Source organism: Mangrovicoccus algicola (assembly GCF_014903745.1).
Classification (GTDB): Bacteria; Pseudomonadota; Alphaproteobacteria; order Rhodobacterales; family Rhodobacteraceae; genus Mangrovicoccus; species Mangrovicoccus algicola.
The window spans coordinates 58,532-85,529 of sequence record NZ_JACVXA010000010.1 but is presented as its reverse complement, the minus strand read 5'-3'; the positions used below and the strand labels follow the sequence as shown (position 1 = coordinate 85,529).

The following is a 26,998-nucleotide window of genomic DNA, read 5'->3' as shown; positions in this document are numbered from 1 at the left end:
TCGGATGGAGGTCTGGCTCAGTAGCCCTTTTCGGGGTCGTAGACATTGGGCAGGGGCGCGCCCTCGGCGAAACGGCGCAGGACATCCGCCACATAGGCCGCCTTCTCCCGCTTGCCGGGGGTGGAGGCGATATGGGGCGTGACCGTCACTGCCGGATGCGACCAGAGCGGGCTGTCGGCGGGCAGGGGTTCGGTCTGGAACACGTCCAGAACCGCGCCGGCCATCGCGCCGCTGTCCAGCGCGGCCAGAAGGTCGGCCTCCACCAGGTGCTTGCCGCGCCCGGCATTGATGAATTGCGCGCCCTCCGGCAGCTGCGCGAGGAAGGCCGCGTCCAGCATGTTCTCGGTCGCCGCCGTTGCCGGGAGCAGGTCCAGCAGGATGTCGGTCCCGCCGAGGAAGGCGCCCAGCTCTTTCCGGCCCGCGAAGGTCTTCAGCCCGTCGATCTGCTTGGCGCTGCGGGCCCAGCCGCGCACGTCGAAGCCCAGCCCCTGCAGCGTGCGGGCGGCGGCGAGGCCGAGATTGCCCAGACCCATGACGCCGACGGTGCGGTCGGCGGCGCTGAACGGCACCTCCTTGTAGCGCCACTCCCGCGCCGCCTGTCCGAGCGCGAAGTCGCGGGTGCCGCGCAGCAGGCTCAGCGCCGCCCAGGCGACGTATTCGGACATGCGCTGTTCCATCCCGCCCATGCGCACCAGCGGCAGGTGGCGCGGCCAGTCCGGATCGCGGGTGATGTGGTCGACCCCGGCGCCGGAGGAGATCACCAGCCTCAGGTTGGGCAGCGAGGCCAGCCAGCCGGCGGACGGTTCCCAGGCCATGACGGCATCGACCTCCTCCGGGGCGACGGCGGGGTCGCTCCAGAAATGGGTCTCCAGGCCGGGGGCGAGATCGGCGAAGTGGTCTTTCCAGATGCCGAAGACGTCTTCTCCGCCGGATTTCACGAGCAGTTTCATAGGGTGTTCCGTTCCTTCTGGGTCAGGGCTTGCCGTCGCGGTCGGGCGCGCCGGTGAGGATGCGGTCCAGCCCGAAGAGCCGGTCGATGAGGATCATCACGGCCAGCGCCATGACGATCAGCACCGTGGAGACCGCGGCGACCAGCGGGTCGATGGAATCCTCGATATAGAGCATCAGCCGCACGGGCAGGGTGGTGGTTTCGGGGGCGGCGAGGAAGATGGTCATGGTCACCTCGTCGAAGCTGGTGATGAAGGCCAGGATCCAGCCGCTGGCCACGCCGGGCAGGATCAGCGGCAGCGTGATCCGGCGGAAGGTGTGCCAGCGCGCCGCGCCCAGCGAGGCGGAGGCATTGTTCAGCGCGGCATCGAGCGAGCCCAGCGAGTTCATGATGGTGCGCAGCACATAGGGCACGATCAGGATCACATGGCTGAGGGTCAGTCCGACCAGCGTCCCGCTGAGCCCGATCTGCGAGAAGAACCGCAGGAACGCCACGCCCAGCACGATCGAGGGCACCATCAGCGGCGACATGCACAGCGCGAGGAAGGCGCCCCGGCCGGGAAAGTCGCAGCGGGTGATCGCGATGGCGGCCGGGATCGAGACCGCCGCCGCCGCGCTGGCCGAGGCTGCCCCCAGCGCCAGCGACACGCGGAAGCTGGAGACGAAGTCGGGATTGTTCCACAGCGCCCGGAACCAGCGCAGCGACAGCCCGTCCGTGGGCATGGAGAGATAGCCCTCGGGGGTGAAGGCGATCACGCAGACCACAAGGATCGGGGCAAGCATGAACACCACGAAGAGCGTGTGGAAGATCAGGGCCCAGGGCCCGTTGCGGCGGCTCATCCGTACATCCTTGCAAAGCGCGACTCGGCCAGCCGGTTGAAGCCCACCGCCACCACGATGACGATCGCGAAGAGCAGCAGCGCAAGCGCGGCGCCCAGGGGCCAGTTCAGCGAGAACAGGTATTCGTCGTAGATCAGCGTCGCCACCACCTTCAGCCGCCGCCCGCCGATGATCTGCGGCGTCGCGAAGGCCGAGGCGGCCATGGCGAAGACGATGATGGAGCCCGCGAAGATCCCCGGCAGGAGCTGCGGAAGGATCACCCGGCGGAAGGTCGTGACGCCGCCCGCCCCCAGCGCGTGGGAGGCATTTTCCACCTGCGGGTCCAGCCGCTGCAGCACGGTCATCACCGAGATGATCATGAAGGGCAGCAGCACATGGGCCAGCGCCACGGTGACGCCCCATTCGGTGTACATGAACCGGATCGGCTCGGCGATCAGCCCGGCCGCCATCAGCGCGGTATTGACCACCCCGGTGGAGCCCAGCAGCAGCGCCCAGCCCAGCGTGCGCGACACCACCGAGATCAGCAGCGGTCCCAGCGCCACCAGCAGGAACAGCCCCCGCCAGGGGGCGCGCATCCGCATCAGGATGATCGCCTCGGGCGCGCCGATCAGGATGGTCAGCAGCGTGGCCAGCGCGGCGATGCGCGCGGTGCGCAGGAAGATTTCCAGGAAATAGCCGTCGCCGAAGATTTCCAGGTAGTTGCCCAGCTCCAGCACCGGCTCGATCCCGGTATAGAGGCTGTAGCTGCGGAAGGAGAGCAGCGCGGTCGCCAGGAGCGGCAGAAGCAGGAAGAGCCCCAGGATCAGCCCCGCGGGCAGCGACAGCAGCAGCGGCGCCGGATCGAGGCGGCGCAGGAAACGGGTCATGCCGGAGCCCCCTCGAACAGCAGGTGCAGGTCGCCGTCCTGCCAGCCGATCCGCACCGTCTCGCCCTCGCGCGGGGGCGGCGGGCCGTAATTCGGGGTCTCCATCAGGACCAGCCCGTGCGCGGTATCCATCTCCACCAGCCAGCGCCCGCCCTGGAAGGTGCGCTCGCCCACGCGCCCGGGCAGGCCGGTCTGCGACAGGCGCACCTTCTCGGGGCGCACGGCCAGCGTGACCGGCCCGTCAGGCGCCCCTGCCGGAGCCTGCCAGCCCGTGTCGCCCAGCGAGACGCGGCCATCGGCAATGCGGGCGGCAAAGAGGTTCGTCTTGCCCAGGAACTGCGCCACGAAGCGGTTGCCGGGGCGGCCATAGACCCTTTCGGGCGTGTCGGCCTGCTCGATCCGGCCGCCGCGCATCACCACGATCCGGTCCGACAGGGCCATCGCCTCGGACTGGTCATGGGTGACGAGCACGGTGGTCGTGCCCGTGCGGTGCTGGATGCGGCGCAGCTCGGTCTGCATCTCCTCGCGCAGATTGGCATCGAGATTGGACAGCGGCTCGTCCAGCAGCAGGACCCGCGGCTCGATCACCAGCGCACGGGCCAGCGCGACGCGCTGCTGCTGTCCGCCCGACATCCGCCGCGGGTAGCGGTCGCCATAGGCCGAGAGCCCCACCAGGTCGAGCGCCCGCGCCACCCGCCCGGCGATCTCGCCGCGCGGGGTCCGGCGCACCTCCAGCCCGTAGGCCACGTTCGCCGCGGCGGTCATGTGCGGGAAGAGGGCATAGCTCTGGAACACCATGCCCAGCCCCCGCTTGCTGGTCGGCGTGGCGATCAGGTCGCGCCCGCCCAGCCGGATCCGGCCGCCATCGGGGCGCACGAAGCCGCCGATCATCTGCAGCGTCGTGGTCTTGCCGCAGCCCGAGGGGCCGAGGAGGGAGACGAACTCCCCCTCCGCGACATCGAGCGCGAGCCCGTCCACGACGGTGGTGCTGCCGTAGCGCTTGGTCAGCCCGCTGATCGACAGCAGGGCGGCTGCGGCGTTGTCTTCGCCTGTCATGTCAGTGTCCCGTTCCGCAACTGCCGCGCCGCCTCACCGTTCGATCTCGCGCACCCAGCGGCGGTCCCAGGCCTCGCGCTCGCGGTTGACCACGTCCCAGTCGACATTCTGCAGCTTGTCCACGGCCTCCGGACCATAGGGCACGCCCTCGGCCTCCGCCTCGGTCAGCTCGGCCAGCTTGTTGGTCGGGCCGAAGCCGAGATTGCGCGACAGCACCTCTTGGATTTCCGGCGAGATCAGGAAGTTGATGAACTCCACCGCCTCGGGCTTCATCGCCTCGGTGGTGACCGCGCAGACATCGTTGGAGATGATCATCGCGCCTTCCTCGGGATAGGACAGGGTGATGGGAAATCCCTTCTCGGCCAGGACCTTGACCTGGGTGGAGGACCAGACGGAGATGTCGACCTCGCCGTTCTGGTACATTTCCGCCAGCCGCGCCGAGGAAGGCTCGAAGCTCAGCACATTCTCCGCGATCGAGGCCTCCATCGCCTCGAAGCCCGGATCCATGTTGTCCACGCCGCCGCCCTTGATCTCGGCGATCTTGATCAGGGCCAGAAGACCGTTGGTGTTGTTGAGCGGCTGGAAGACCATCTTGCCCTTGAAGGTGTCGTCCTCCAGCGCCGTCCAGGAGGTCGGGACCGGCCAGCCGTTTTCCTCGAAGGCCTCGGTGTTGTAGGCGATGCCCAGCCCGACGACGCCGAAGCCGACCGCCTTGCCGCTGTCGAATTTCGCGAAATCATGGATGTTCGCCTCGTGTTCGGAGATGTCGAGGTCGCGGCACAGGCCCAGCTCGATCGCCTGGCTCATCGGGCCGGTATTCATCATCGCGATGTCGGTCTGCTGGTTGTCCTGCTGCGCCAGCAGCCGGGCCAGGACGGCGGCGGAATTGCCGGCGGAATAGACGATCTCGGTGCCGGTGGCCTCGGTGAAGGCGGGGAAGATCTCGGATTTCAGCAGCGCCTCCTGCGAGCCGCCATTGCCGGCGATGTAAATCGTCTCGGCCAAGGCGGGGAGGGCGGAGAGGCTGGCCAGACCGGCGCTTGCCATGAGTGCGGCAATGGATTTCATATGTATGTCCCTGTTGTTTCTGCTATTCCTGCGGGGCGGGAAGGGACCCGGCACGAAGAGCGGTTGTTTTGCGATCGCCGGCTTGCGGGCGACTTCCTGTAATATGAAATGATGACATGTGGCGTTTTTGCGGAAGATGCCGTCCCTCGCCGAATTTCCTTCGGTGCCGGGCGGGATTGCCGGAAAGATTTCGCCGACCATTCGCAGCCTGCCCATTCGGCAGGCGCGGCGGCCTGTATCGGCGGGAACGGGAGAGACCGGATGAGGGCGCAGACGCGCAGGCTGTCCTTCGGGCAGACCGAACTGGACGGGACGGATATCCGCATCCTGCAGGTGCTCCAGGACGAGGGGCGGATCAGCAAGTCCGATCTGGCGGCGCGGGTCCACCTGTCCAACAGCGCCTGTTTCGAACGCATGCGGCGCCTCGAGCAATCCGGGATCATCCGGTCCTACCATGCCCGGCTGGATCTCGACCTGATGGAGGATCTGCAGATCTTCCAGACGCATGTGGTGCTGGGATCGCACCGGCAGGAGGACTTCACGCGGTTCGAGGCCTATGTCGCGGCAAATGACATGATCGCCGAATGCTACGGGCTTGGCGGCGGGATCGATTATTCGCTGACCTGCGTGGCGCGGCGCATCAGCGATTACCAGGGGCTGATCGACGATCTTCTGTCGCGCGGGCTGAATGTCGAACGCTACTACACCTATGTCGTGACCAAGCAGGTGAAGCGCCGGGAGATCGGCATCGACCGCCTGCTGGGCTGAGCGGTGCTGGCGGGGTGCGTGGCGTTCCGGCCGCAACAGGCGTGTCGGCAATGGTGGCGCGGCGCGCCGAGGCGGCCGTTCCCGCACCCGGCAGTCCGGCGCAGAGGCCATGCAGGATGGTTTCGATAGTCTGCGTTATGACAGCAATGGAGTCGACTCCCGCCGGTTGCTGCGCATTTCAGCTCCGGGTCCGACCGTCTGGCCGGACTGCGCGCTGCGCCTCATCCGGCGGGACGGGGAACATGGCGTGACGGGGAAAGTTGGATCCCCATCGAACGGGCGGTGCAGAGAGGCGAAGATGAACAGGTTCGAATTCAGGATCTTCCGCGACAGCGGGGAGGAACTGGACCGGCGCATCGCCGCGCGGTTTCCACTAAGACAACGCGACCGGCGCAGGGACACTTACCTTCTTGCCGGGTCCGGGCAGACCGCCTTCAAGCTGCGGGATGGCGACACGCTGGACCTGAAGGTCCGCGAGAGCCTGTGCGGGGTGCTGGAATTGTGGAAACCGGCGGGAAAGATCCGCCTCCCCGCCTCACGCAGGGAAATCCTGCAAGCCATACCGGCTGCCGGACCCTGCCTTGCGGATCTGGCTGGCGATGCGACCCTGGATGCCGGCGCCGTCACCGCAGCCTTCGCCGCGCGCGGCTTCCGCGCGATCGCGCTAAGGAAGGACCGCCGCCAGTTCGAGGCGCCGGAGGGGGACGGGATCGAGCTGGTCGAGATCACCATGGAAAGTGGGACGCGCCCTGAAGTCAGCATCGCGCTGGAAGGTCCCGATCCCGAGCGGCTGGAGCGGCTGCGGATGGATCTGGGCCTGGGCGGGATGCGCAACTGCAGCTATCCCGCCCGGCTTCTCGGCCATTGCTGAGCGGGCGGCTTATTCCGGGACCACCTCCGGTTCGGCCGGGGCTTCCGGTTCCTGCGGCGGGACATCGACATCGCCATCGTCCAGCTCGTCCGATTGCGGCTGGCTGGCGGCGGGAGGGGGCTGGTCCTCCGGTGCGGTCGCGGCCTCTTCCCCGACCCAGGTGAGGATGAGGATGACCCCGAACAGCGCGACCAGGGCCATGCCGATCAGCACGATCCTGTGCCGCTTGGCCTGTTTCTGCGGATTGGTGTCAGGTGGTGTCATGTCGTCCTCCTTCGCGGGCGCCCGGCCCGTGGCTTGCCTCGCCGCCGCCATCTGCCGCCGATCCGGCGGCGCGGTCGCCTGCGGCGGCCAACCGCGAAGCCAACACGGCGCCCGGGCCAATGTTCCCGGAGCTCTGCGAAATAGCCGCCCGTCGCGACGCCGCTGCGGCGCTGCATGCGCCGGGCCCGGGGCCGGGTCGTTAGGAGGAAGGGAAGGAAAGCCCGCGGAGGCGGTCTTAGGGTGCGGGATGCCGCCGGTCCGGTGGATCTGCCCGACCGGGCGGGAACCTTCCTCCGCCGCGCCGGTTTCCCTCCTGACGGCGCACCGGCAAGTCGCGGCCCCGCGATCCGTCTGACCGGCCCCCGATCCGTCCGGGGCCGCGCAGACCGGAGGCGGAGGGACGGGCCGGGCGCCCCGGACGGCACCGCATAGCACAGCCAGGAGGGAACCATGGCGCAATTGGTCCAGTCGACACGCAGCTTGTCCATCCGCATCCTGACCGGGGCGCCGCGCCCGAAAGGAGCAGCGAAATGAGCGCCGAGGACGATACCGCCCGCGCCGCCGCGCTGCCCGGACTGATCGGCCAGGCGGCCTGTGCCGTGCTTTCGCTGGCGGCGCTGCGCCTGCTTTCGGCCCTCTCCCCGGCCGGGGCGGAGGAGACTGACGGCGATGCGGCCGCAACGCCGGAAGGCGCTGGCGACAGGCCGGATCACGGGCCGGAACCGCAACACGCGGAGGCGCAGGTCCGCGATGCGGGGCCTGGGCAGATGACCGATCCGCCCAAGGCCTGGGACGAGGTCGACGAGGCGCTGGACGAGTCCTTCCCGGCAAGCGATCCGCCGGCGAATTACTGACCGGCCCGCCGGTGCGCGGGGCGCGAGCGCCGCGGCGCCGGAAAAATTTCGCGGTGCCGGGAACTGCCGTGGTCCGGCACCGTTGTCATGCAGATTGGCCACGCCCGAGGCATCGCATGACCCTGCCCCCGCCGCTGCATCACCCCGGATCCGGAGGTCTGCCCGCATGAGGCGTGCCGCGGGCGTGCTCTGGGCCATGCTGCTATCCGGTCCCGCCGCGGCGGCGCGCCAATCCGTGATCCACCCCGCCGGAGAGGATGCCGCGCTGGTGGCGGGGCTGTTCTGGTGGCTGCTGGGCGGCGCGGTCCTGCTGTGGCTGCTGATGAACGGGCTGTTCCTCTACCTGACGCGGCTCAATCCCGTACCTTTGTCGCGCCGGCTGGCGGAGATGCTGATCATCGGCGGCGGCGTGCTGCTGCCCACGGTGGTGCTGGCGGTGCTGCTCGGGGTCACGCTGCAGAAAATTCCGATGCACATGCGCCCCGGGGACGGGCTGCGCGTCCATGTCACCGGCGAGGAATGGTGGTGGCGCGTCGAATACTGGCCCGAGGGCGCGGATGCCCCGATCGTGTCCGCCAACGAGATCCGCCTGCCCGCCGGACAGCGCACGGATGTGACGCTGGGATCGGCGCGGGTGATCCACTCCTTCTGGATCCCGGCCCTCGGCGGCAAGCTGGACATGTTCCCCGGCCGCGAGACGCGCATGTCGCTTCTGCCGCAGATCCCCGGAACCTATCGCGGGCAATGCGCCGAATTCTGCGGCCTGTCGCATGCGCTGATGGCCTTCGAGGCCGTGGTGATGGAGCCCGCCGATTTCCAGGCGTGGCTGACCGCCCAGGCGGCCCCTGCCCTGCCTCCCGCCGATGCACGGGCCGCGCGGGGCCGCGCGGTGTTCTTCGCCGAGGGCTGCGGTGGCTGCCATGCGATCCGCGGAACCGCGGCGACCGCAGGCGCGGGCCCCGACCTGACTCATCTGGGAAGCCGCACCACCCTGGCCTCCGCGACCCTGCCGATGACGGAGGCCGCGCTGGCGGAATGGATCGCCGATCCCGAAAGCGCGAAGCCCGGCGCGCTGATGCCCGGATACGGCCATCTGAGCGGGGCCGAGCTGGGCGACCTGGCACATTACCTGAAGGGGCTGCGATGAGCGCGGACACCACCCATATCCTCGCCCCCCAGGGCCCCTATCCGCCCGGTCCGGAAATGCTGAACGCCCCGGTCGATCCGCAATGGTCCCGCGAGAGCGGCGCGCGGCTGCGCGCGGTCTGGGCCCAGCCCAGGGGGCTGCGCTACTGGTCGGCCGTCAACAATTCCGAGGTCGGCCAGTGGTACGCGATGCTGTGCTTCGGCTTCATGCTGGCGGCGGGGGTGCTGGCGCTGCTGATGCGGGTGCAGCTGGCCGTGCCCGGCAACGACTTCCTCTCGGCGGACCGCTTCAACCAGTTCTTCACGATGCACGGCTCGGCGATGATGTTCCTCTTCGCCGTGCCGATGTTCGAGGCGATCGCCATCCTTCTGCTGCCGGCCTTCCTCGGCGCGCGCGACATGCCCTTCCCGCGGCTTTCGGCCTACGGGTTCTGGTGCTTCGCCATCGGCGGCACCTTCGTCTTCGGCTCGGTCTTCTTCGGGGCGGCGCCGGATTCGGGGTGGTTCATGTACCCGCCCCTGGCCACGCAATCCGAAGGCATCGGCGCGGATATCTGGCTGCTGGGCCTGTCCTTCATCGAGGTCTCCTCGATCGCCGCGGCGGTGGAGCTGATCGTGGGCGTGCTGAAATGCCGGCCGCCGGGGATGCGCATCAACCTGATGCCGCTTTATGCCTGGTACGTGCTGGTCGTGGGCGCGATGATCCTCTTCGCCTTCCCGCCCCTGATCGCAGGCGATTTCCTGTTCGAGCTGGAGCGGTCCTTCGACTGGCCGTTCTTCGACCCCGAGCGCGGCGGCGACCCGATGCTGTGGCAGCACCTGTTCTGGATCTTCGGCCATCCGGAGGTCTACATCATCTTCCTGCCCTCCATTGCCATCGCCGCGATGATCGTCCCCACCGCTGCCGGGCGGCCGATCGTGGGCTATTCGTGGATCGTGCTCTCGGCCGTGGCGGTGGGGTTCCTCAGCTTCGGGCTGTGGGTGCATCACATGTTCACCACCGGGCTGCCCGCGATCTCGCTGGGGTTCTTCTCCGCCGCCTCCGAGGCGGTCGTGATCCCCACCGGCGTGCAGCTTTTCGCCTTCCTGGCCACGCTGATGGCGGGGCGGGTGCGCATGTCGGTGCCGATGCTCTACATCGCCGGGGCGCTGGCGATCTTCACCTGCGGCGGGCTGACCGGGATCATGGTCGCGCTGGTGCCCTTCGACCGGCAGGTCCATGACACGTATTTCATCGTCGCCCACCTGCATTACACGCTGTTCGGCGGCATGGTCTTCCCGGTGATGGCGGGGGTGATCTATTTCTATCCCTTCATCCGCAAGAAGATGATGTCGCCCCGGCTGGGCAAATGGGCCTTCTGGCTGGTCTTCACGGGGTTCAACCTGTGCTTCCTGCCCATGCATCTGACCGGGCTGCAGGGGATGCCGCGGCGGGTCTACACCTATCCCGATCTGGATGCGCTGAACTGGGGCTGGCTGAACATGCTGTCGACGGCCGGCGCCTTCGTCATGGCGGCGGGCTTCGCGGTGTTCCTGTGGGACGTGATCCGGCCCAAGGGGCGCGACGCGGCGGCGCCGCGCAATCCCTGGGGCGGCGGCACGCTGGAATGGACCCATGACGTGCCCGAGGATCCGGGCTGGGGCGTGCGGTCGATCCCCTACATCACCTCGCGCTATCCGCTGTGGCAGCAGGAGGGCCTGCTGGAGCGGATGGATGCGGGGGGCTGCTATCTGGGCGATGCCCCGGAGGGCCTGCGCGAGACGCTGATCACCACGGTGCTGGATGCGCGGCCGATCCTGGTGCAGCGCGTCACCGGTCCCACCTGGATCACGCTGGCGGCGGCGGGCTTCACCGGCGGGCTGTTCATCCTTCCGGTGTTCAAGCTCTACTGGCCCGCCCTGGCCTGCGGCGCCGGGGCGATGGCGGCCATCCTGTGGTGGCTGTGGCGCGACACGGCCCGCCCGCCCGAGGCGGCGCGCAAGCCTGTCGGGCTTGGCCTGAGCCTGCCGCTCTATGCCACCGGGCCCGCTTCGGTCGGCTGGTGGGGCATGTTCATCACCATGCTGGGGGACATGACGGCCTTCGCCTCGCTGGTCTTCGGCTTCTTCTTCTACTGGACGGCCGGCGATGACTTTCCGCTGCCGGGAGCCGGGCATGGCCAGCCGGTGCTGTGCGGCCTCGCGGCGGCCTGCTATGGCGGCGGCTGGGCCGCGATGCGCCTGGCGCGGGGCTGGAACCGCGGCGGGCGCGTGGGGCGGGCGCGGCTGGCGCGGGCGGCGGCGCCGGTCCTGGCGCTGGCGGGGGCGCTTGCCATGGCGGGGGCGGTCTGGCTGCCGGGGCTGGACCCCGCAAGCCATGTCTACCCGGCGATGCTCTGGGCCTTCGCGGTCTGGACGGTCGTGCACAGCGTGCCGGGGCTGGTGATGCCGCTTTACTGCCTGGCGGGCAGCCTGCGCGGCAAGCTGACCCCCGCGCATGATGCCGATCTGTGGAATTGCACGCTCTACTGGCACTTCCTGCTGATCACCGCGCTTGTCAGCGCCGCGGTGCTCGGCCCGATCCCGAGGCTGATGTGATGACCGGACCCGCGGACCGCCTGCGCCCCGACGAGGAGGAGAAGACGATTGCCGAGGAATCCTCCTCGCTGTGGCTGCTCGTCGTCTCGCCCACGGTCTGGGCGGTGCATTTCGCGGCCAGCTACGCGATCACGTCCCTGGCCTGCGTGAAGTTTCCCGACCTCCTCGGCGTGGGGGGGCTGCAATGGATCATCGGCGCGCTGACCGGGCTGGCGCTGGCGGCGATCCTGGCCACGGCGCTGCGGTCCTGGCGGCAATGGGATTTCCTGGAAGATTACGATCACATCCATCACCGCCCGCGCAGCGAGGACCGGCACGAATTCCTCGGTCATGCCGCCTTCCTGCTGTCGGTGGTCTCCTTCATCGGAACGGTCTACGTGGCGCTGCCGGTTTGGCTGACGGGCACATGCTGATGCGCCGCGCCCTGCCCCCGGCCCTGCTTGCGGCGGGAGTGCCCGCGCTGGTCTGGGCGGCCGGGATCGTGCCGGGATTTGCCGGGCACATGATCCGCCATATGGGGCTGGTGGCGGTGATCGCGCCGCTGGCGGTGTTGTCCCTGCCGGTCCTGGCCCGCCTTCCGGTCCCCCCGCTGGCGGCGGCGCTGGCGGAATTCGCGGTGGTCTGGGTCTGGCACCTGCCGGCGCTGCACCTTGCGGCGCGGATCTCGCCCGGCTGGTTCTGGGCGGAACAGGCCGCCTTCCTCGGCGCGGGGCTGCTGGTCTGGGCGACGGCGCTGCGGCCGGGGCAGGACCTGGCCGGGGCGGGGGCGATGCTGCTGACCTCGATGCACATGACCCTGCTGGGGGCGCTGCTGATCTTGGCGGGGCGGCCGCTTTATGCCGCGATCTGCTATGGCGCCGATCCGCTGGCCGACCAGCGGATGGGCGGGATGCTGATGCTGGCGATCGGCACGCCCGTCTACCTGGCGGCCGGGCTGTGGCTGGTGGCGCGGCGGCTGGGCGCGGAGGGGGAGACGGCATGAGACAGGTGATCCTGACGCTGGCGGCGCTGGCCGTCCTGGGCGCGGTGGCGGGGGCGGCGACGATCGGGCTGGGCCTGTTCAACGTCTCCGCCCGCATCGACCACCTGCCCCCCGTGCACTGGGCGCTGCACACGACCTTCGAGCAGAATGTCCGCCTGCGCGCCCCCGACCCTGCGGCGGTGCCCGCCACGCTGGAGGATCCCGGCATGATCCGCCTGGGCGCCGGGCATTACGACAGCGCCTGCCGCTTCTGCCATGCCGCCCCGGGCGAGGCCCAGAGCGCGACGGTCCGCGCGATGAACCCCGTCCCGCCGCATATCACCGAGGCGGCGGCGAAATGGCAGCCGCATCATCTGCACTGGATCATCGACAATGGCGTGAAGATGAGCGGCATGCCGCATTGGCCCAGCCGCGCGCGGGACGACGATGTCTGGGCGGTGGTTGCCTTTCTCGCGCAGGTGCCCGGCATGACCGCGCAGGATTACGATGGCCTTCTGCCGCGCGTCGCGGACCGGCCCGCGGGGCTGGCCTATTGCGCGACCTGCCACGGCGCCGACGGGCGCGGCGGCGGCAACCCGCATGTCCCGCGGCTGGACATCCAGGGCGCCCCCTATCTCGAGGCGGCGCTGGAGGCCTATCGCCAGGGGCGGCGCGACAGCGGGATCATGCATCACGCCGCGCGCGCGGTGGAGCCCGCCCTGCTGCCGGGGCTGGCCGCCCATTTCGCGTCCCGCGATCCCGGTGCCGCGCCCGCCCCTGCCCCGCCGGGCCCGCCGGGGACCGAGGCCTGCCGCGCCTGCCACGGCCCCTGGCCGGAACCGCGCAATCCGCTTTTCCCCGAACTCGCCGGGCAGCACGCCGCCTATACCGCCACCCAGCTGCGGCTGTGGCGCGACGGGCTGCGCGCCGCCTCGACGCCGCAGGAGGCGCTGATGAAGAAGGCGGCGCATGCGCTGGAAGATGCCGATATCGACGCGATCGCCGCCTGGTATGCGGCCCTTCCCGCGGCCCCCGACGGCTGAGGCGGAACAGGCGGCGGATCTGGCCGTTGGGTCAGGCAAGCGCAAGGAGGTCATCATGACAGAGCATGTCGAAATCCCGCCGCAGAGCCAGGCCCGGATGCCCGGGGACGAATACCGGATGGAGCCGGCCCCGGATTACACGCCGCGCCATCCCGGCGTGGGCAAGCTGTCGGGCAAGGTCGCGCTGATCACCGGCGGCGACAGCGGCATCGGCCGCGCCGTTGCCGTGCTTTTCGCCCGCGAGGGCGCGCGCGTGGCGATCGCCTATCTCGACGAGGACCGCGATGCCGAGGAGACGCGCCGCATCGTCGAGGAAGAGGAAGGGTCCAGCGCGCTGCTGATCCGCGGCGATCTGGGCAACCGCGACCATGCCCGCGCGGCGGTGGAGCGGACCGTGTCGCATTTCGGCGCGCTGGATATCCTGGTCAACAATGCCGCGCAGCAGTTCATCGACGAGGATTTCGCCAATCTCGACGAAGAGCGGCTGCGGCGGGTGCTGGATGCGGGGGTGATGTCCTACATCTACTGTACCCAGGCGGCGCTGCCGCATCTGAAGGAGGGGGCCGCGATCATCAACACGACCTCGGTCAATGCCTTCAAGGGCAACGATTCCCTCATCGCCTATTCCACCTCGCGCGGGGCCTCTCTGGCGCTGGCGCGGTCGATGGCGATGAACCTTGCCGAAAAGGGCATCCGCGTGAACGCGGTCGCGCCCGGGCCGGTCTGGACGCCCTTCATCCCGGCCTCCATGCCCGCCGGATCGGTCGAGGATTTCGGCAGCCACACGAGGCTGGGCCGCGCGGCGCAGCCCTGGGAGGTCGCCACCTCCTACCTGTTCCTGGCCTCCTCGGATGGCAGCTATTTCACCGGGCAGACGCTTCATCCCAATGGCGGATATGTCGTCGGCGCGTGACGCGGGCCGGCCCGGCGGAGGGGCCGACCGCAGAGCCAGGAGCCGGACAGGGGAAGGATCATGGACGGAGAGGATCGCACCGGCACAGCCATAGCCGGGACGGGATCGCGCCCCGCGCGAAGGGCGCAGGACTGGTGGAAGGGCGCGGTGATCTACGAGGTCTATCTGCGCAGCTTCCGCGACAGCGACGGCGACGGCGTCGGCGACCTGCGCGGGGTGATCGCGAAACTGGACTACATCGCCTCGCTGGGGGTGGATGCGCTGTGGCTCTCGCCGTTCTACAAAAGCCCGATGGCCGATTTCGGCTATGACGCGGCCGATTACCGTCTGATCGATCCCAGCGCCGGGACGATGGAGGATTTCCTCGAGCTGCGCGATGCCTGCCATCGCCGGGGCCTCAGGCTGCTCCTGGATTTCGTGCCGGCCCATACCTCGGAAGAACATCCCTGGTTTGTCGACAGCCGCGCCCGCGGCCCGAAGGCCGACTGGTATGTCTGGGCCGACAAGGCGCCGGATGGCGGGCCGCCCAACAACTGGCTGTCTTCCTTCGGCGGCTCGGCCTGGAGCTGGGAGCCGCGGCGGGGGCAGTACTATTACCATCCCTTCCTGAAGGAGCAGCCCGCCCTGAACCTGGCCAATCCCGACGTGCTGGAGCAGATGGCCGAACAGCTGGATTACTGGATCGGCGCCGGGGCGGACGGGTTCCGGCTGGATGCGGTGCAATGCCTGGGCCACGACCCCGACCTGCGCGACAACCCCCCGCGCGGCCGGGCCGACCCGCCGCTCCTGATCGGCGGCGGCCCCGGCAATCCCTTCGGCGACCAGCTTCATGTCTTCGATCGCAACGCCCCCGGCACCCGCACCGTCCTGCGGCGGCTGCGCCGCCTTGCCGAGGAGCGCGGCGCCGTCCTGATCGGCGAATTGGCCGATGTCGTGACCGAGCATGTGGCCGAGGATTTCGTCGGTTCCGCGGAGGGGCTGCATGCGGTCTACGATTTCGACCTGATCAACTGCCGCCCCGATGTCGATGTGCTGCACCGCACGCTGCGCGGGCGCGCGGCCTGCACCGGCGGCTGGATGCTGAACGCCTTCACCAATCACGACAGCCGCCGGGCCGTGTCGAACCTGACCGGCTTCGCCCGCCCCGAGAACCGCGGCGCGGCGGCGCGGATGCTGCTGTTCCTGCAGCTGACGCTGCGCGGCGGGGCGGTGATCTACCAGGGCGACGAACTGGGCCTGCCGCATCCCGAGCTGGCCTACGAGGATATCCTGGATCCCTGGGCCAAGGCCTTCTGGCCGGTCTTCGAGGGCCGCGACGGCGCGCGCACGCCCTTTCCCTGGGATGGCGGGCCGCAGGCGGGGTTCAGCGAGGCCGACCGCACCTGGCTGCCGCCCGCGCGGGAACATCGCGGGCTCGATGTCGCCACGCAGGAGGCCGACCCCGCCTCGGTCCTGTCCTTTTTCCGCGCCTTCAATGGCTGGCGCGGGCGGCAGGAGATCCTGCGCCGGGGCGACATCCGGATCGACGCGCGCGACCGTGCCCCGGTCATCGCATGGACGCGCAGCCTGAACGGGCGGGAATGGTGCGCGGCGGTCAATTTCAGCGAGGATCAGGCGTTCCTGGAATGGCCCGGTGCCCCGCGGCAGCTGGATGCGCCGGGGCTGCGCGCGGGCGTGACGCCTCACGGGGTGGAATTCCCCGCCTTCGGCTACACTCTCTTCGAGGCAAGGACATCTCCCTGACGGACCGGCACGCGACCGGCAGAAAGGATGACATGACCGACATGCAGGCACAGTCGCCCGACTGGTGGAAGGGCGCGGTGATCTACCAGATCTATCCGCGCAGCTTCCAGGACACGACCGGCAACGGCATCGGCGACCTGGACGGCATCCGCGAAAGGCTGGACCATGTCGCGCGGCTGGGCGCGGACGCGATCTGGATCTCGCCCTTCGTCAAGTCGCCGATGCGCGATTTCGGCTATGACGTCTCGGATTACCGCGCGGTCGATCCGCTTTTCGGGACGATGGACAGCCTCAAGGCGCTGATCGCGGCGGCGCATGAGCGGGGGCTGAGGGTCATCACCGACCAGGTCCTGTCGCATACCTCCTCCGAGCATCCCTGGTTTCTCGAAAGCCGCGCCAGCCGGGACAATCCCCGCGCGGACTGGTATGTCTGGGATGACGGCAAGCCCGACGGGTCGCCGCCCAACAACTGGATCTCGGTCTTCGGCGGCTCCTCTTGGCAGTGGGAGCCGCGCCGGGGCCAGTTTTACCTGCACAATTTCCTGCGCGAACAGCCCGACCTGAACTTCCACAATCCCCAGGTGCAGGAGGCGGTGCTGGAGGTCTGCCGCTTCTGGCTGGATCTGGGCGTGGACGGGTTCCGTCTGGATGTCTGCACCTTCTACGCCCATGATCCGGAGCTGCGCGACAACCCGGTCAATCCCGATCCGCCGCCGGGCGAGGTCTTCGCCTTCAATCCCTATTCCAAGCAGCTGCATCTGCACGACATCCAGCAGCCCGAGACCGTGGCCTTCCTGCAGCGGCTGCGGCAGCTGTGCGACGGCTATGGCGACCGGGTGCTTCTGGGCGAGCTGCATGAATCCGACGCCGTGAACATTCATCGCGAATACACGGCCATCGACCGGCTGCACCTGGCCTATGGCTACTGGCTTCTGGGCGCCGAGGAGATCACCCCGCGCCTCATCCGCGACCTGGCCGCGGAACTGGGCCATGACGATGACAGCGGCTGGCCCTGCTGGGCAGTGGACAACCATGATTTCAAGCGCGCCGTCACGCGGCTGGGGGCCGAGGAAGAGCCGGGGAAGGTCTCCGTCATCCTCGCGGCCCTGTCCTGCCTGCGCGGGGCGCTGTGCCTCTACCAGGGCAGCGAGCTGGGACTGCCCGAGGCGGAGCTGGCCTATGAGGATATCGTGGATCCCTATGGCCGCGAGTTCTGGCCGATCTACAAGGGGCGCGACGGCACGCGCACGCCGATGCCGTGGCAGGCGGAGGCCGCGCATGGGGGCTTCTCGGCCGTGCGTCCCTGGCTGCCGGTCCCCGCCGCGCATCTGGAGCGCGCCGCCGACCGGCAGGAGGCCGACCCTGCCTCGGTCCTGTCGCAGCTGCGCAGCCTTCTGGTCTGGCGCCGGGACCAGGATCCGCTGCGCCGGGGATCGCTGCGCTTTCTCGACGCTCCGGCCAATGTGCTGGCCTTCGAGCGCAGTTCCGGCGGGCGGACCCTGACCTGCCTGTTCAACTTCTCGGCGGTGCCCACGCGCATGGATCTGCCCCCGCAGAGCCGCGGGCGGCCGGTGGAGGTGCCGGGGCTTGCGGGGTCGTGCAGCGCGCCGGACCGGGCGGGCGGCATCGACCTGGACCCCTACGGCACGGCCTTCCTGTCGCGGGAAGAACCGGACCGGGGGTGAAGGGGCGCTCACCCGTCCTCATCCGGGCCGTCGGGCTTGATCAGCCGCAGCATGCCGAGCACGGCCAGCGCCAGCAGGGTCGACAGCAGGGCCAGCGGCCACAGCCCCATTCCCACCGCCAATCCGATCGCGGCCGACAGCCACAGCCCGGCCCCCGTCGTCAGGCCGCGCACCTTGTCGCCGCTGAACACGATCATCCCGGCGGCCAGGAAGGCGACGCCACCCGTCACCGCCTCGATGATGCGGATCGGGTCGGTGCGCGCGATGTCCGGGTACTGATCCGCCCGCCCGACGAGATCCTGCATGATCAGCGTGTAGACCGCCGCGGCGAGCCCTACCAGGATATGCGTGCGCAGCCCCGCCGCGCGTCCATGGGCTTCGCGTTCATACCCGACCGCCCCGCACAGCACGACCGCCCCCATGAGGCGCAGCACCAGCACCGGCCAGGGCATCAGCGGCGCCCCTGTCAGTTCCGCGGCCATGGCCTGCCATGCCTGTTCGAATGTCATGTCCCTGCCTTTCGTGATCTGCCGCGATGCCGTGGCGCGGCGCATTCCGGCCGTCCTGCCCGCGCCGCCCCGCGGGGAGAACGGCCCGGGCGTTGCGGTGTTCCGCCATGTCCCTCGGCCCACGGTTCGGCGCGGGGCGGGAATTCCGGGCATGCGCTGCCGGGGCGCCGCCGCTGCCTGTCCTGCCGCGCGGCTGGCGCGGCGGCAGGGGGACGGGACAGGAAAACGGCCCATTGCCCCGGCATATCAGGAACCGCCGCAGGGGCGCGCCGGTTGTCCGGACGGATTCTGTCACCGCGCGACGGCCCGGCAGCCACCCCGTCCCGCCCGGCGGCATTGCGGAGGGGATTGCCGGGACCCGCCGTGCGCCGCTGGAAGGGACACGACATGCCGGACAAGGGAACGCGGGCGCTCAGCGAGGTGCTGGACGAGCTGGAGAACACCATCGGGACGGAACAGGAGAGCGTGCAGGTGGAGGACCTGGTCGAGGCCCTGGGACGGTCGTCCTTCGCCGCGCTGATGCTGGCCTTCTCGCTGGTCTCCACCTCTCCGGCCAGCGCCATTCCCGGCATGACGGCGGCGGTGGCGCTCCTGGTCTTCATCCTGGTGGCGCAGATGATGGTCGGCCGCGACAGCGTCTGGCTGCCGCAATTCGTCACCCGCCGCAGGCTCAGCAGCGCGACGCTGCGCAAGGGGATCCGCTGGCTGCGCAAGCCCGTGGCCTTCGTCGAGAAGTTCCTGCGCCCGCGTTTCACCTGGCTGCTGCACCGTCCCTGGCTGTGGCTTCCGATGGGCCTGATCATGGCGCTGACGCTGGTCATGCCCTTCCTGGAGATCATCCCCACCTCGGGCTCCATCGCCTCGGCGGTCATCGCGCTTTTCGCGGCCAGCCTGCTGACCCGGGACGGGGCGCTGACGCTTGTCTCGCTGCTGTGCCTGGCCGCCCTGCCGGGGGCTCTGCTGCTGCTGCGCTGAGCCGGTCCGCCTTCTCCGTCCATCCGGATGCTCCTGCACCGGCCTCCCCCGCCGCCCGCCGCGCATATCCTCCGAAAGTATTAGTTGATACATCAACGCAATCGGATAGGGTGGCTGAAAGTTGACTTATCAACGCATCGCCCGGGAGAAGGCGGATCAGTCTGGGAGGACTCACATGTCACGCAAACCGCTCGCGGCGCTTGCCGCGGTCACGCTTGGACTGGCCGCGGGCCAGGCCACGGCCGATGAGATCAGGGTGGGCGTCGTCGCGCCCTTCTCGGGGCCCTTCGCGCTTTACGGGACCCAGTTCCGCCAGGCGATCGAGGCCTGGCAGGCAACGCATGGCACGCGCGCCGGGGATCACGAGATCAGCTTCGTCTACAAGGATTCCGGCGGCGTGAACCCCGACCTGGCGCGGTCCCTGTCGCAGGAACTGGTGATCCGCGACCGGGTCGATGTCCTGGCGGGCTATGTGTTCACGCCGAACGCGCTGTCGGTGGCGCAGCTGGCCACCCAGTCGGAAACCCCGGTGGTGATATTCAATGCCGCGACCTCGGCCATCAATGCCGAGAGCCCGTTCTTCCTGCGCACCAGCTATACCCTGCCCCAGGTCTCGGCGCCGCTGGCCGACTGGGCATACGCGCAGGGCATCCGCAGCGTCGTCACCACGGTCGCCGATTACGGCCCCGGCATCGACGCCGAGACCGCCTTTTCCGAGGCGTTCACGGCAAGGGGCGGCGCGGTGACGGACACGATCCGGATGCCGCTCTCCACCACCGACTTCGCGCCCTTCCTGCAAAGCGTCCGTGCCACCGGCCCCGAGGCGGTCTTCGTCTTCCTTCCCGGCGGTCCGCCGACCTTCGCCTATGCGAAAGCCTATGCCGAGAACGGGCTGAAGGAGGCCGGGATCACCTTCCTCGGGACGGCCGAGACCGAGGAGAGCAACCTGCAGGCGCTCGGCGACGGCGCGCTGGGGCTGCACACCGCCTATCACTACTCCGCCGCGCATGACAGCGATGCCAACCGTGCCTTCCTGGCGGCCGTGGAGGGGCTGGGCGACGATGCGGCGCCGGTGAACTGGGCCTCGGTCGGGGCCTGGGACGGGGCGGATCTGATCTATCGCATGGTGGAGGCGGCCGGGGCCGATGGCAGGGCGGCCATCGAGGCGGCTCTGGGCGCGGAATGGGAAAGCCCCCGCGGCCCGGTGAGGATGGATCCCGAGAGCCGCACGCTGGTCCAGAACGTCTATATCCGCGAAGTGACCCGCAACCCGCAGACGGGACTGCTGGAGAATGCCGAGACCGGAATCATCGCCACGGTCGGCGATCTCGGCTGGAAGGACTGACCGGGACGGGGCGGGCGCCAGCCCGTTCCGCCGGTCGGATGTGATTCCATGACATTGCTATTGAACATCGCCCTGGACGGCATCGCCTATGGCATGATCCTGTTCCTCGTCGCGGTCGGGCTGTCGGTGACGATGGGGCTGATGCGCGTCGTCAACCTCGCCCATGGCGGCTTTGCCCTGATGGGCGGCGCGCTGGCCCATTGGGCGGGGGCCGATCTGGGCCTCGGTTTCTGGCCCGCGCTGGCCTGCGCCATCCTCGGCACCGTCGCATTGGCCCTGCCGCTGGAGCGGCTGGTCTATCGCCGCATCTACGGCTTCGGCGAATTGCAGCAGGTGCTGGCCACGATCGGCCTGACCTTCATCGTGATCGCCGCCGTTAACCGCTGGCAGGGTTCGGCCCTTCTGCCGGTGCCGCTGCCCGAGACGCTGTCGCGGACCGTCGATCTGGGCTTCCGCACCCTGCCCGCGCACCGGATCGCGGTGATCCTCTGCGGGCTCGGCGTCATCCTCGGCCTGTGGCTGCTGCTTGACCGGACCCGCTTTGGCATCCGGCTGCGCGCGGCGGTGGACAACCGCGCCATCGCCTCGGCCCATGGCATCGTCACCGACCGCATCTACATGGCCACATTCGGCCTTGGCGCCGCGCTGGCCGCGCTCGGCGGCGTGCTCGGGGCGGAACTCCTGCCGGTCGATGCCTATTACCCGCTGCGCTACATGGTGCTGTTCCTGATGGTGGTCGCGGTCGGCGGCATGGGCTCGGTCACCGGCTCCTTCGCCGCCGCGCTCGGGCTGGGGATCACCGAGACCGCCGCGCGCTATCTGGTGCCGGACATGGCGACCTTCGCCTTCTACGGCATCGTCATCCTGGTGCTGGCGCTGCGGCCCCAGGGCCTCATGGGGAGGATCGCATGAAACGCGCGCTTCCCTTCATCCTTCTTCTCGCGGGCACGGCGGCGATGTACCTGCTGATGCCCTACAACCTGGCCTTCGCCACGCGCATCCTCGTCATGGGCATCTTCGTGCTTTCCATCGACCTGGTGCTGGGCTTTGCCGGGATCGCCACGCTGGGACAGGCGGCGATGTACGGCGCCGGGGCCTATGCCGCCGCGCTGTTTGCCGCCCATGCCTGGGCCGAGCCGGTCGCCGGGCTGGCCGTCGGGGCCGCCGCCGGGGCGGTGGTGGCGCTGCTTTCCGGCCTGGTCCTCATGCGCGCCTCCGGACTCACGCTGATCATGCTGACCATCGCCGTCGCGGCGCTTCTGGCCGAGACCGCCAACCGCGCCCGCGACCTGACCGGCGGGGCGGACGGGCTGCGCGTGGCCTTCGGCCCGGTCCTCGGCCTGTGGGAATTCGACTTCATCGGCCAGACCGGGTTCTGCTACGCCGCGGCGGTCGGCGCCTGCGTCCTGGGCCTGCTTGCCCTCGTCGCGCGCTCGCCCTTCGGCCTGTCGCTCAGGGGGCTGCAGTCAAGCCCCGCGCGCATGGCCGCCATCGGCGCGCCGGTCTATCCCCGCCGCGTCGCCGCCTACACGCTGGGCGGGGCCATCGCCGGGATCGCCGGGGCGCTCTCGGCCCAGGTCGCGGGACTGGTCAGCCTCGAGACCTTCTCCTTCACCCTCTCGGCGGAGGCGCTGGTCATGCTGATCCTCGGCGGCACCGGGCGGCTCTGGGGCGCGCTCCTGGGCACGGTGCTGTTCATGTTCGCCCATCACTACGCGGCCGCGGCCGATCCCTTCAACTGGCTCTTCGCCATCGGCGCGTTGGTGATGGTCGTCGTCTTCGTCCTGCCCGGGGGGCTGCTGTCCTTGCCCGGCGCGCTGAAAGGAGGCCGCCATGACTGAGGGACTCGTGGTCCGAGGCCTGTCCAAGCGTTTCGGCGGGCTGGTGGTCAGCGACGGGCTGGATTTCGACCTGCCCCCCGGCGCGCGCAAGGCGCTGATCGGGCCCAACGGCGCCGGGAAATCCACCTTCGCCAATCTCGTGACGGGCATCCATGCGCCCTCCTCCGGCTCGATCCGCTTCGACGGGGCGGATATCTCGGACATGGACGAGACCGCGCGCGTGCGGCTCGGCATCGCCAAGACCTTCCAGATCACCACGCTTTTCACCGGGCTGACGGTGCGCGAAAACCTGCGGCTGGCGGTCCTGGAACGCGAAAGGCGCGGATTCCGGCTGTTCTGCCGGGCTGATGGCGACCCGGAGGTGGAGGCCGAGATCGCGGCGCTGATGGACCAGCTGGCGCTGGAGCCGCTGGCCGACCGCGTCGTGGAGCGGCTTGCCTATGGCCAGCAGAGGCTGGTGGAGCTGGCGATGACGCTGGCCCTGAAACCCCGCGTGTTGATCCTGGACGAGCCCGCCGCCGGGGTGCCGGGCAGCGAGACGCACCTGATCACCGACGCGATCGAGGCGCTGCCTGCCGATCTGGCCGTGCTGATCATCGAGCATGACATGGAACTGGTGTTCCGCGTCGCCCGCTCGATCGTCGTGCTGGTGGCGGGGCGCATCCTGACCGAGGGCACGCCGGCGCAGATCGCGTCGGACCCGCAGGTCCGCGAACTCTACCTCGGAGGCGCGCATGGCTGAGCCGGTGCTGGAACTCGACAACGTCTCGGCCGGCTACGGGCCCGGCCATGTGCTGCGCGGCATGTCCCTGCGCCTGGAGAAGGGCGGCAAGCTGGCCGTGATCGGCCGCAACGGCGCGGGCAAGACGACGCTGCTGAACACGGTCATGGGGCTGGCCCGGCTGCATGGGGGCCACATCCGGCTAGAGGGACGGCCCATCGACCGGCTGCCGCCCTGGCGGCGCAACCATCTGGGGCTGGGTCTGGTGCCGCAGACGCGCGACATCTTCCCGTCGCTGACGGTGGAGGAGAACCTGCGCGCCGCCCAGCATGGCGATGCGCGGATCGAGGAGGCCTATATGCTCTTTCCGCGGCTGAAGGAGCGGCGGAAGAACGGCGGCACCCAGCTTTCGGGCGGCGAGCAGCAGATGCTGGCCATCGCCCGCACGCTGATGACCTCGCCCAAGGTGATCCTGCTCGACGAGCCGCTCGAAGGCCTGGCCCCGGTGATCCGCGAGATGCTGATGCAGGCCTTCGAGGACCTGGCGAAGGATGGCACCCGCTCCGTCATCCTCGTCGAACAGCATGCCGCCGCCGCGCTCGCCTTTGCCGGTCGCGCGGTGCTGATGGCAAATGGCCGGATCGTCCATGACGGACCGGCCGCGGAACTGGCGCAGCGCAGCGACCTCATCGACCGCCATATCGGCGTCGCGATGACGGCAGACGCCCCGGAAAAAGGAACCCGACATGCAAGCCACGCTTGAGCTGATCGAGGGCCACCGCGTCCTCGACCCCCATCCCGCGATCCCCGTCTGGGATGTCGATCCCTATGACGAGGCGGTCCTGCACGATCCCTATCCGTTCTGGAAGGCCCTGCGGGACCGCGGCGAGCTGGTCTGGATCCCCCGCTACGGCGCCTTCATGGTCGGCCGCCACGAGGTGACGAAGGAGGTGTTCTCGGACCATGACCGCTTCGTCTCCTCGCGCGGCGTCGGCCTCAACGACTTCAAGCTGGAGACGCCCTGGCGGGCGCCGTCGATCATCCTCGAGGCCGATCCGCCGGAGCACACGAAGACCCGCAAGGTCATGAGCCGCGCGCTCTCGCCCAAGGTGGTCAAGGGCATGATGGACATGTTCCGCGCGGCCGCCGGGGAGATCGTCGCGCCGCTGGCGGCGAAGGGCGGGATCGAGGCGGTGACCGAGCTGGCCGAGGCCTTCCCGACCACCGTCTTTCCGCGCGCCGTCGGCATGACCGACGCCAACCCCCGCCACCTGGTCGATTACGGCGCGATCGTCTTCAACGCGGTCGGACCCGACAATGCCCTGCGCCGCGCGGCCATGGCGCGCGCCCCCGAGGTCGCGGCCTGGATCACCGCCGCCTGCGCGCGCGACCGGCTGACGGGCGACGGGCTCGGCGCGCTGGTCTACGCGGCGGCGGATGCGGGCGAGATCACCCATGAGGAGGCCGCCATGCTGGTGCGGTCCTTCCTGTCGGCGGGGGTCGACACGACCGTGACCGGCATCGGCTCGGCGCTCTGGTGCTTCTCGCAATTCCCCGCCGAATGGGAGAAGCTCCGCGCCGATCCGTCGCTGGCCCGTCCCGCCTTCGAGGAGGTGCTGCGCTTCACCTCGCCGGTCCATACCTTCGCCCGCACCGCCGGTTGCGACACGGAAATCGCCGGTTTCCCCGTCCCGGAGGGCGCGAAGATCCTCTGCGCGCTCGGCGCCGCCAACATGGACCCGGACCGCTGGGGCGATCCGGAGGCGTTCCGCATCGACCGCAGGCCCGTGGGCCATCTGGCCTTCGGCGCGGGGATCCATGGCTGCGTCGGCCAGAACATCGCCCGCGGCGAGCTGGAGGCGGTGCTGGGCGCGCTGGCCCCCCGCGTCGCCCGCATCGAGCCCGCCGGTCCCGCCATCTGGCGCCCGAACAACGCGATCCATGCGCTCGACCGCCTGCCCCTGCGGCTGATCCCTTCCTGAGGAGACCCCGGATGAAACTGACCTTCATTGCCCATGACGGCACCGAAACCGTGGTCGAGGCCCGCCCCGGCGACACGGTGATGTCCACGGCGCTGGCCCATGATGTCGGGGGCATTCTCGGCGAATGCGGCGGCTCGATGATGTGCGCGACCTGCCATTGCCATGTCGATCCGGACTGGACGGCGGCGACCGGCGCGCGGATGGATGGCGAGGACGACATGCTCGACTGCGCCGCATCGGAAGTCACGCAGACCTCGCGGCTGTCCTGCCAGATCAGATTGACCGAGGCGATGGACGGGCTCGTGATCCGCCTGCCCGAGGCACAGGTCTGATGGCGCGCGTCGTCATCATCGGCGCGGGCCATGGCGGGTTCCAGTCTGCCATGTCGCTGCGCGACGAGGGCTTCGCGGGCGAGATCCTATTGATCGGAGCCGAGCCCGGCCTGCCCTACCAGCGCCCGCCGCTGTCCAAGGCCTATCTGAAGACCGGCGATGCCGCGGCGCTGGCCTTCCGCCCTGAAGGTTTCTTCGAAAAGAAGGCGATCACGCTCAGGCCCGGTCTCCGGGCCGAAGGGATCGACCGCGCCGCGGCGCGTGTCCATGCCGGGGGGGAGGCCATCGCCTATGACCATCTGATCCTGGCCACCGGCGCGATCACCTTCCGTCCGCCGGTGCCGGGGCTGGAGCGCGCGCATGAGCTGCGCAGCCTCGCCGATGCGGAGCGCCTGCGCGGCCTGATGGACCGGCCGAGGCGGATCGCGGTGATCGGCGGCGGCTTCATCGGGCTGGAATTCGCTGCCGTGGCCCGCGCGCAGGGCCATCAGGTTGCCGTGGCCGAGGCCGCGGACCGGCTGATGGCGCGGGCCGTCTCGCCCGAGATCTCGGACCGCTTCCGCAGGCTGCATGAGGGGCTGGGCACGGAGCTTTATTTCGGCAGCCCCGCGGCGGCGGTCGATGGCGGCGGCGTCGACCTGGCCTGCGGCACGCGGCTCCCGGCCGATCTGGTGCTGCTGGCTGCCGGGGTGCGCCCGGATACGGGCCTCGCCGGCGAGGCCGGGCTGGCGCTGGAGAACGGCATTGCCGCGGACGCGACGCTCCGGACCTCGGACCCGCAGATCTCGGCGCTCGGCGATTGCGCCTCCTTTCCCGATCCGCGGCGGGGCATCCGCATCCGGCTGGAGAGCGTGCAGGCCGCGACCGATCATGCCCGCGCCATCGCCAGGCGGATCGTCCACGGCACCGCGGCCCCTTACGACGCCCTGCCCTGGTTCTGGTCGGACCAGGCGGAGGCCAGGCTGCAGATCGCCGGGCTCGCGCTGCCTGCGGATCGCAGCGTCCAGACGCCCGACGGCACGGTGCTGCGCTTCGACGGGGACCGGCTGTCCGCGGTGGAGAGCGTCAGCGACCCGAAACGCCACATGAAGGCGCGCAAGCTTCTTGCCGCAGGCGGCGAGGCTGATCTGGAAAGGCTGGCGGCAGCCGCGTATGACCTTGCGGTGCTCTGACCTCACGGACCTGCCTTGCCCGAGACACCGCCCTTCGACCGCAGCCGCCTGCCCGCCCCGACGAAACGCCGGGACGGCACCGAGATCCTCGATCTCGACACCTATGCGCCCTTCCTCGTCAACGCCCTCGGCGGGGCGTGGCAGCGGCTGAGCTCTGCCGATTACCGCAAGCGGTTCGGCATCGGCATGGTGGAATGGCGGGTGATGGCGATGCTGGCGATCGAGCCGGGCATCACCGCCGCCCGCATCTGCCAGGTGATCCGCATGGACAAGGCCGCCGCCAGCCGCGCGCTGGCCGATCTCGACGGCAAGGGCCATCTGGAGTTCGAGGCGGACGAGAGCGATCCGCGCAAGCGCCGCTGGCGCCTGTCCGCCAAGGGCACGGAAACGCACGCGGCGGTGCTGGAAGCCGCGCTCGGGCACGAGGCGCGGATGGTCGACGGCGTCGGACCGGAGGAGTTCGGCGTGTTCCTGGCCGTGCTGCGCAGGATGCTGGCCAATCTCGACCCGCAGGACTGA

At 69.7% G+C, this 26,998-nt stretch carries 28 protein-coding genes; 21 read left to right on the top strand and 7 right to left on the bottom strand.

Annotation, left to right across the window (positions count from 1 at the left end):
* Positions 1-17: 17 nt before the first annotated feature.
* From ICN82_RS05370 to ICN82_RS05350, 5 genes are read right to left on the bottom strand one after another with little or no spacing between them, the layout of a single operon-like run.
* Positions 18-950, bottom strand: coding sequence for a 2-hydroxyacid dehydrogenase (locus ICN82_RS05370; RefSeq protein WP_193180475.1), 933 nt, complete (start codon positions 948-950; stop codon positions 18-20).
* A 22-nt stretch (positions 951-972) separates the two neighbouring features.
* The gene (locus tag ICN82_RS05365) at positions 973-1,788 is read right to left on the bottom strand and encodes an ABC transporter permease (RefSeq protein WP_193180473.1); all 816 of its coding nucleotides are present in this window, start codon (positions 1,786-1,788) and stop codon (positions 973-975) included.
* Entirely contained in the window at positions 1,785-2,654 is an 870-nt protein-coding gene (locus ICN82_RS05360) for an ABC transporter permease (protein WP_193180471.1), read from the bottom strand. The genes ICN82_RS05365 and ICN82_RS05360 overlap by 4 nt, the downstream gene beginning before the upstream one ends.
* On the bottom strand, positions 2,651-3,709 hold the full coding sequence (locus tag ICN82_RS05355) for an ABC transporter ATP-binding protein (protein WP_193180469.1): 1,059 nt from the start codon (positions 3,707-3,709) through the stop codon (positions 2,651-2,653). The genes ICN82_RS05360 and ICN82_RS05355 overlap by 4 nt, the downstream gene beginning before the upstream one ends.
* A gap of 33 nt (positions 3,710-3,742) precedes the next feature.
* On the bottom strand, positions 3,743-4,777 hold the full coding sequence (locus ICN82_RS05350; RefSeq protein ID WP_193180467.1) for an ABC transporter substrate-binding protein: 1,035 nt from the start codon (positions 4,775-4,777) through the stop codon (positions 3,743-3,745).
* Between the two features lie 261 nt (positions 4,778-5,038).
* On the opposite strand from ICN82_RS05350, the gene ICN82_RS05345 reads away from it, so the two are divergent.
* Both ICN82_RS05345 and ICN82_RS05340 read left to right on the top strand, forming a co-directional pair.
* A complete protein-coding gene (locus ICN82_RS05345; protein ID WP_193180465.1) occupies positions 5,039-5,545 on the top strand; it encodes an Lrp/AsnC family transcriptional regulator in 507 nt (168 codons plus the stop codon).
* Positions 5,546-5,843: 298 nt separating this feature from the next.
* Positions 5,844-6,416, top strand: coding sequence for a hypothetical protein (locus ICN82_RS05340; RefSeq protein ID WP_193180463.1), 573 nt, complete (start codon positions 5,844-5,846; stop codon positions 6,414-6,416).
* Positions 6,417-6,425: 9 nt separating this feature from the next.
* Here the strand turns inward: ICN82_RS05340 and ICN82_RS05335 are convergent, their stop codons facing one another.
* Complete coding sequence (locus ICN82_RS05335; RefSeq protein ID WP_193180461.1) at positions 6,426-6,680, bottom strand: hypothetical protein; 255 nt, start codon at positions 6,678-6,680, stop codon at positions 6,426-6,428.
* A 530-nt stretch (positions 6,681-7,210) separates the two neighbouring features.
* On the opposite strand from ICN82_RS05335, the gene ICN82_RS05330 reads away from it, so the two are divergent.
* From ICN82_RS05330 to ICN82_RS05290, 9 genes are all read left to right on the top strand, one after another.
* Positions 7,211-7,534 (top strand): hypothetical protein, encoded by a 324-nt coding sequence (locus tag ICN82_RS05330; protein WP_226898298.1) that lies wholly within the window; start codon positions 7,211-7,213, stop codon positions 7,532-7,534.
* Between the two features lie 166 nt (positions 7,535-7,700).
* On the top strand, positions 7,701-8,681 hold the full coding sequence (locus ICN82_RS05325) for a cytochrome c oxidase subunit II (RefSeq protein WP_193180459.1): 981 nt from the start codon (positions 7,701-7,703) through the stop codon (positions 8,679-8,681).
* Positions 8,678-11,257, top strand: coding sequence for a cytochrome c oxidase subunit I (gene ctaD, locus ICN82_RS05320; RefSeq protein WP_193180457.1), 2,580 nt, complete (start codon positions 8,678-8,680; stop codon positions 11,255-11,257). Before ICN82_RS05325 ends, ctaD begins: the two co-directional genes overlap by 4 nt.
* Entirely contained in the window at positions 11,257-11,670 is a 414-nt protein-coding gene (locus tag ICN82_RS05315) for a hypothetical protein (protein ID WP_193180455.1), read from the top strand. Before ctaD ends, ICN82_RS05315 begins: the two co-directional genes overlap by 1 nt.
* On the top strand, positions 11,664-12,239 hold the full coding sequence (locus ICN82_RS05310) for a cytochrome c oxidase assembly protein (RefSeq protein ID WP_407943747.1): 576 nt from the start codon (positions 11,664-11,666) through the stop codon (positions 12,237-12,239). Before ICN82_RS05315 ends, ICN82_RS05310 begins: the two co-directional genes overlap by 7 nt.
* The gene (locus ICN82_RS05305; protein ID WP_193180453.1) at positions 12,236-13,261 is read left to right on the top strand and encodes a c-type cytochrome; all 1,026 of its coding nucleotides are present in this window, start codon (positions 12,236-12,238) and stop codon (positions 13,259-13,261) included. Before ICN82_RS05310 ends, ICN82_RS05305 begins: the two co-directional genes overlap by 4 nt.
* A gap of 55 nt (positions 13,262-13,316) precedes the next feature.
* A complete protein-coding gene (locus ICN82_RS05300; RefSeq protein WP_193180451.1) occupies positions 13,317-14,174 on the top strand; it encodes an SDR family oxidoreductase in 858 nt (285 codons plus the stop codon).
* A 60-nt stretch (positions 14,175-14,234) separates the two neighbouring features.
* Entirely contained in the window at positions 14,235-15,917 is a 1,683-nt protein-coding gene (locus ICN82_RS05295) for an alpha-amylase family glycosyl hydrolase (protein WP_193180449.1), read from the top strand.
* 32 nt (positions 15,918-15,949) lie between these two features.
* Positions 15,950-17,602, top strand: a complete 1,653-nt coding sequence (locus tag ICN82_RS05290; protein ID WP_193180447.1) for an alpha-glucosidase family protein — start codon at positions 15,950-15,952, stop codon at positions 17,600-17,602.
* 8 nt (positions 17,603-17,610) lie between these two features.
* On the opposite strand, the gene ICN82_RS05285 is transcribed toward ICN82_RS05290, so the two are convergent.
* Positions 17,611-18,111 carry an MgtC/SapB family protein gene (locus ICN82_RS05285; RefSeq protein ID WP_226898297.1) on the bottom strand — a complete coding sequence of 167 codons (501 nt, stop codon included), beginning with the start codon at positions 18,109-18,111 and terminating at the stop codon, positions 17,611-17,613.
* Positions 18,112-18,498: 387 nt separating this feature from the next.
* Here ICN82_RS05285 and ICN82_RS05280 point away from each other — a divergent pair, with 387 nt between their 5' ends.
* From ICN82_RS05280 to ICN82_RS05235, 10 genes are all read left to right on the top strand, one after another.
* A complete protein-coding gene (locus tag ICN82_RS05280) occupies positions 18,499-19,086 on the top strand; it encodes an exopolysaccharide biosynthesis protein (protein WP_193180445.1) in 588 nt (195 codons plus the stop codon).
* Between the two features lie 175 nt (positions 19,087-19,261).
* Positions 19,262-20,431 carry an ABC transporter substrate-binding protein gene (locus tag ICN82_RS05275; RefSeq protein WP_193180442.1) on the top strand — a complete coding sequence of 390 codons (1,170 nt, stop codon included), beginning with the start codon at positions 19,262-19,264 and terminating at the stop codon, positions 20,429-20,431.
* Positions 20,432-20,479: 48 nt separating this feature from the next.
* Positions 20,480-21,343 (top strand): branched-chain amino acid ABC transporter permease, encoded by an 864-nt coding sequence (locus tag ICN82_RS05270; protein ID WP_193180440.1) that lies wholly within the window; start codon positions 20,480-20,482, stop codon positions 21,341-21,343.
* Complete coding sequence (locus ICN82_RS05265; RefSeq protein WP_193180438.1) at positions 21,340-22,272, top strand: branched-chain amino acid ABC transporter permease; 933 nt, start codon at positions 21,340-21,342, stop codon at positions 22,270-22,272. The genes ICN82_RS05270 and ICN82_RS05265 overlap by 4 nt, the downstream gene beginning before the upstream one ends.
* Positions 22,265-23,014, top strand: a complete 750-nt coding sequence (locus ICN82_RS05260) for an ABC transporter ATP-binding protein (protein ID WP_193180436.1) — start codon at positions 22,265-22,267, stop codon at positions 23,012-23,014. Before ICN82_RS05265 ends, ICN82_RS05260 begins: the two co-directional genes overlap by 8 nt.
* Positions 23,007-23,756: an ABC transporter ATP-binding protein gene (locus ICN82_RS05255; protein WP_193180434.1), complete on the top strand. Its 750-nt coding sequence runs from the start codon at positions 23,007-23,009 to the stop codon at positions 23,754-23,756. The genes ICN82_RS05260 and ICN82_RS05255 overlap by 8 nt, the downstream gene beginning before the upstream one ends.
* Positions 23,740-24,975, top strand: coding sequence for a cytochrome P450 (locus tag ICN82_RS05250; RefSeq protein WP_193180432.1), 1,236 nt, complete (start codon positions 23,740-23,742; stop codon positions 24,973-24,975). The genes ICN82_RS05255 and ICN82_RS05250 overlap by 17 nt, the downstream gene beginning before the upstream one ends.
* 11 nt (positions 24,976-24,986) lie before the next feature.
* Positions 24,987-25,307: a 2Fe-2S iron-sulfur cluster-binding protein gene (locus ICN82_RS05245; RefSeq protein ID WP_193180430.1), complete on the top strand. Its 321-nt coding sequence runs from the start codon at positions 24,987-24,989 to the stop codon at positions 25,305-25,307.
* A complete protein-coding gene (locus ICN82_RS05240) occupies positions 25,307-26,479 on the top strand; it encodes an NAD(P)/FAD-dependent oxidoreductase (RefSeq protein WP_193180428.1) in 1,173 nt (390 codons plus the stop codon). Before ICN82_RS05245 ends, ICN82_RS05240 begins: the two co-directional genes overlap by 1 nt.
* Positions 26,480-26,494: 15 nt before the next feature.
* Positions 26,495-26,998 (top strand): MarR family winged helix-turn-helix transcriptional regulator, encoded by a 504-nt coding sequence (locus tag ICN82_RS05235; RefSeq protein WP_193180426.1) that lies wholly within the window; start codon positions 26,495-26,497, stop codon positions 26,996-26,998.

Coding starts and splice junctions, on each gene's coding strand:
- ICN82_RS05370 (WP_193180475.1), bottom strand. CDS start 950: ATGAAACTGCTCGTGAAATCCGGCGGAGAAGACGTCTTCGGCATCTGG.
- ICN82_RS05365 (WP_193180473.1), bottom strand. CDS start 1,788: ATGAGCCGCCGCAACGGGCCCTGGGCCCTGATCTTCCACACGCTCTTC.
- ICN82_RS05360 (WP_193180471.1), bottom strand. CDS start 2,654: ATGACCCGTTTCCTGCGCCGCCTCGATCCGGCGCCGCTGCTGCTGTCG.
- ICN82_RS05355 (WP_193180469.1), bottom strand. CDS start 3,709: ATGACAGGCGAAGACAACGCCGCAGCCGCCCTGCTGTCGATCAGCGGG.
- ICN82_RS05350 (WP_193180467.1), bottom strand. CDS start 4,777: ATGAAATCCATTGCCGCACTCATGGCAAGCGCCGGTCTGGCCAGCCTC.
- ICN82_RS05345 (WP_193180465.1), top strand. CDS start 5,039: ATGAGGGCGCAGACGCGCAGGCTGTCCTTCGGGCAGACCGAACTGGAC.
- ICN82_RS05340 (WP_193180463.1), top strand. CDS start 5,844: ATGAACAGGTTCGAATTCAGGATCTTCCGCGACAGCGGGGAGGAACTG.
- ICN82_RS05335 (WP_193180461.1), bottom strand. CDS start 6,680: ATGACACCACCTGACACCAATCCGCAGAAACAGGCCAAGCGGCACAGG.
- ICN82_RS05330 (WP_226898298.1), top strand. CDS start 7,211: ATGAGCGCCGAGGACGATACCGCCCGCGCCGCCGCGCTGCCCGGACTG.
- ICN82_RS05325 (WP_193180459.1), top strand. CDS start 7,701: ATGAGGCGTGCCGCGGGCGTGCTCTGGGCCATGCTGCTATCCGGTCCC.
- ctaD (WP_193180457.1), top strand. CDS start 8,678: ATGAGCGCGGACACCACCCATATCCTCGCCCCCCAGGGCCCCTATCCG.
- ICN82_RS05315 (WP_193180455.1), top strand. CDS start 11,257: ATGACCGGACCCGCGGACCGCCTGCGCCCCGACGAGGAGGAGAAGACG.
- ICN82_RS05310 (WP_407943747.1), top strand. CDS start 11,664: ATGCTGATGCGCCGCGCCCTGCCCCCGGCCCTGCTTGCGGCGGGAGTG.
- ICN82_RS05305 (WP_193180453.1), top strand. CDS start 12,236: ATGAGACAGGTGATCCTGACGCTGGCGGCGCTGGCCGTCCTGGGCGCG.
- ICN82_RS05300 (WP_193180451.1), top strand. CDS start 13,317: ATGACAGAGCATGTCGAAATCCCGCCGCAGAGCCAGGCCCGGATGCCC.
- ICN82_RS05295 (WP_193180449.1), top strand. CDS start 14,235: ATGGACGGAGAGGATCGCACCGGCACAGCCATAGCCGGGACGGGATCG.
- ICN82_RS05290 (WP_193180447.1), top strand. CDS start 15,950: ATGACCGACATGCAGGCACAGTCGCCCGACTGGTGGAAGGGCGCGGTG.
- ICN82_RS05285 (WP_226898297.1), bottom strand. CDS start 18,111: ATGACATTCGAACAGGCATGGCAGGCCATGGCCGCGGAACTGACAGGG.
- ICN82_RS05280 (WP_193180445.1), top strand. CDS start 18,499: ATGCCGGACAAGGGAACGCGGGCGCTCAGCGAGGTGCTGGACGAGCTG.
- ICN82_RS05275 (WP_193180442.1), top strand. CDS start 19,262: ATGTCACGCAAACCGCTCGCGGCGCTTGCCGCGGTCACGCTTGGACTG.
- ICN82_RS05270 (WP_193180440.1), top strand. CDS start 20,480: ATGACATTGCTATTGAACATCGCCCTGGACGGCATCGCCTATGGCATG.
- ICN82_RS05265 (WP_193180438.1), top strand. CDS start 21,340: ATGAAACGCGCGCTTCCCTTCATCCTTCTTCTCGCGGGCACGGCGGCG.
- ICN82_RS05260 (WP_193180436.1), top strand. CDS start 22,265: ATGACTGAGGGACTCGTGGTCCGAGGCCTGTCCAAGCGTTTCGGCGGG.
- ICN82_RS05255 (WP_193180434.1), top strand. CDS start 23,007: ATGGCTGAGCCGGTGCTGGAACTCGACAACGTCTCGGCCGGCTACGGG.
- ICN82_RS05250 (WP_193180432.1), top strand. CDS start 23,740: ATGCAAGCCACGCTTGAGCTGATCGAGGGCCACCGCGTCCTCGACCCC.
- ICN82_RS05245 (WP_193180430.1), top strand. CDS start 24,987: ATGAAACTGACCTTCATTGCCCATGACGGCACCGAAACCGTGGTCGAG.
- ICN82_RS05240 (WP_193180428.1), top strand. CDS start 25,307: ATGGCGCGCGTCGTCATCATCGGCGCGGGCCATGGCGGGTTCCAGTCT.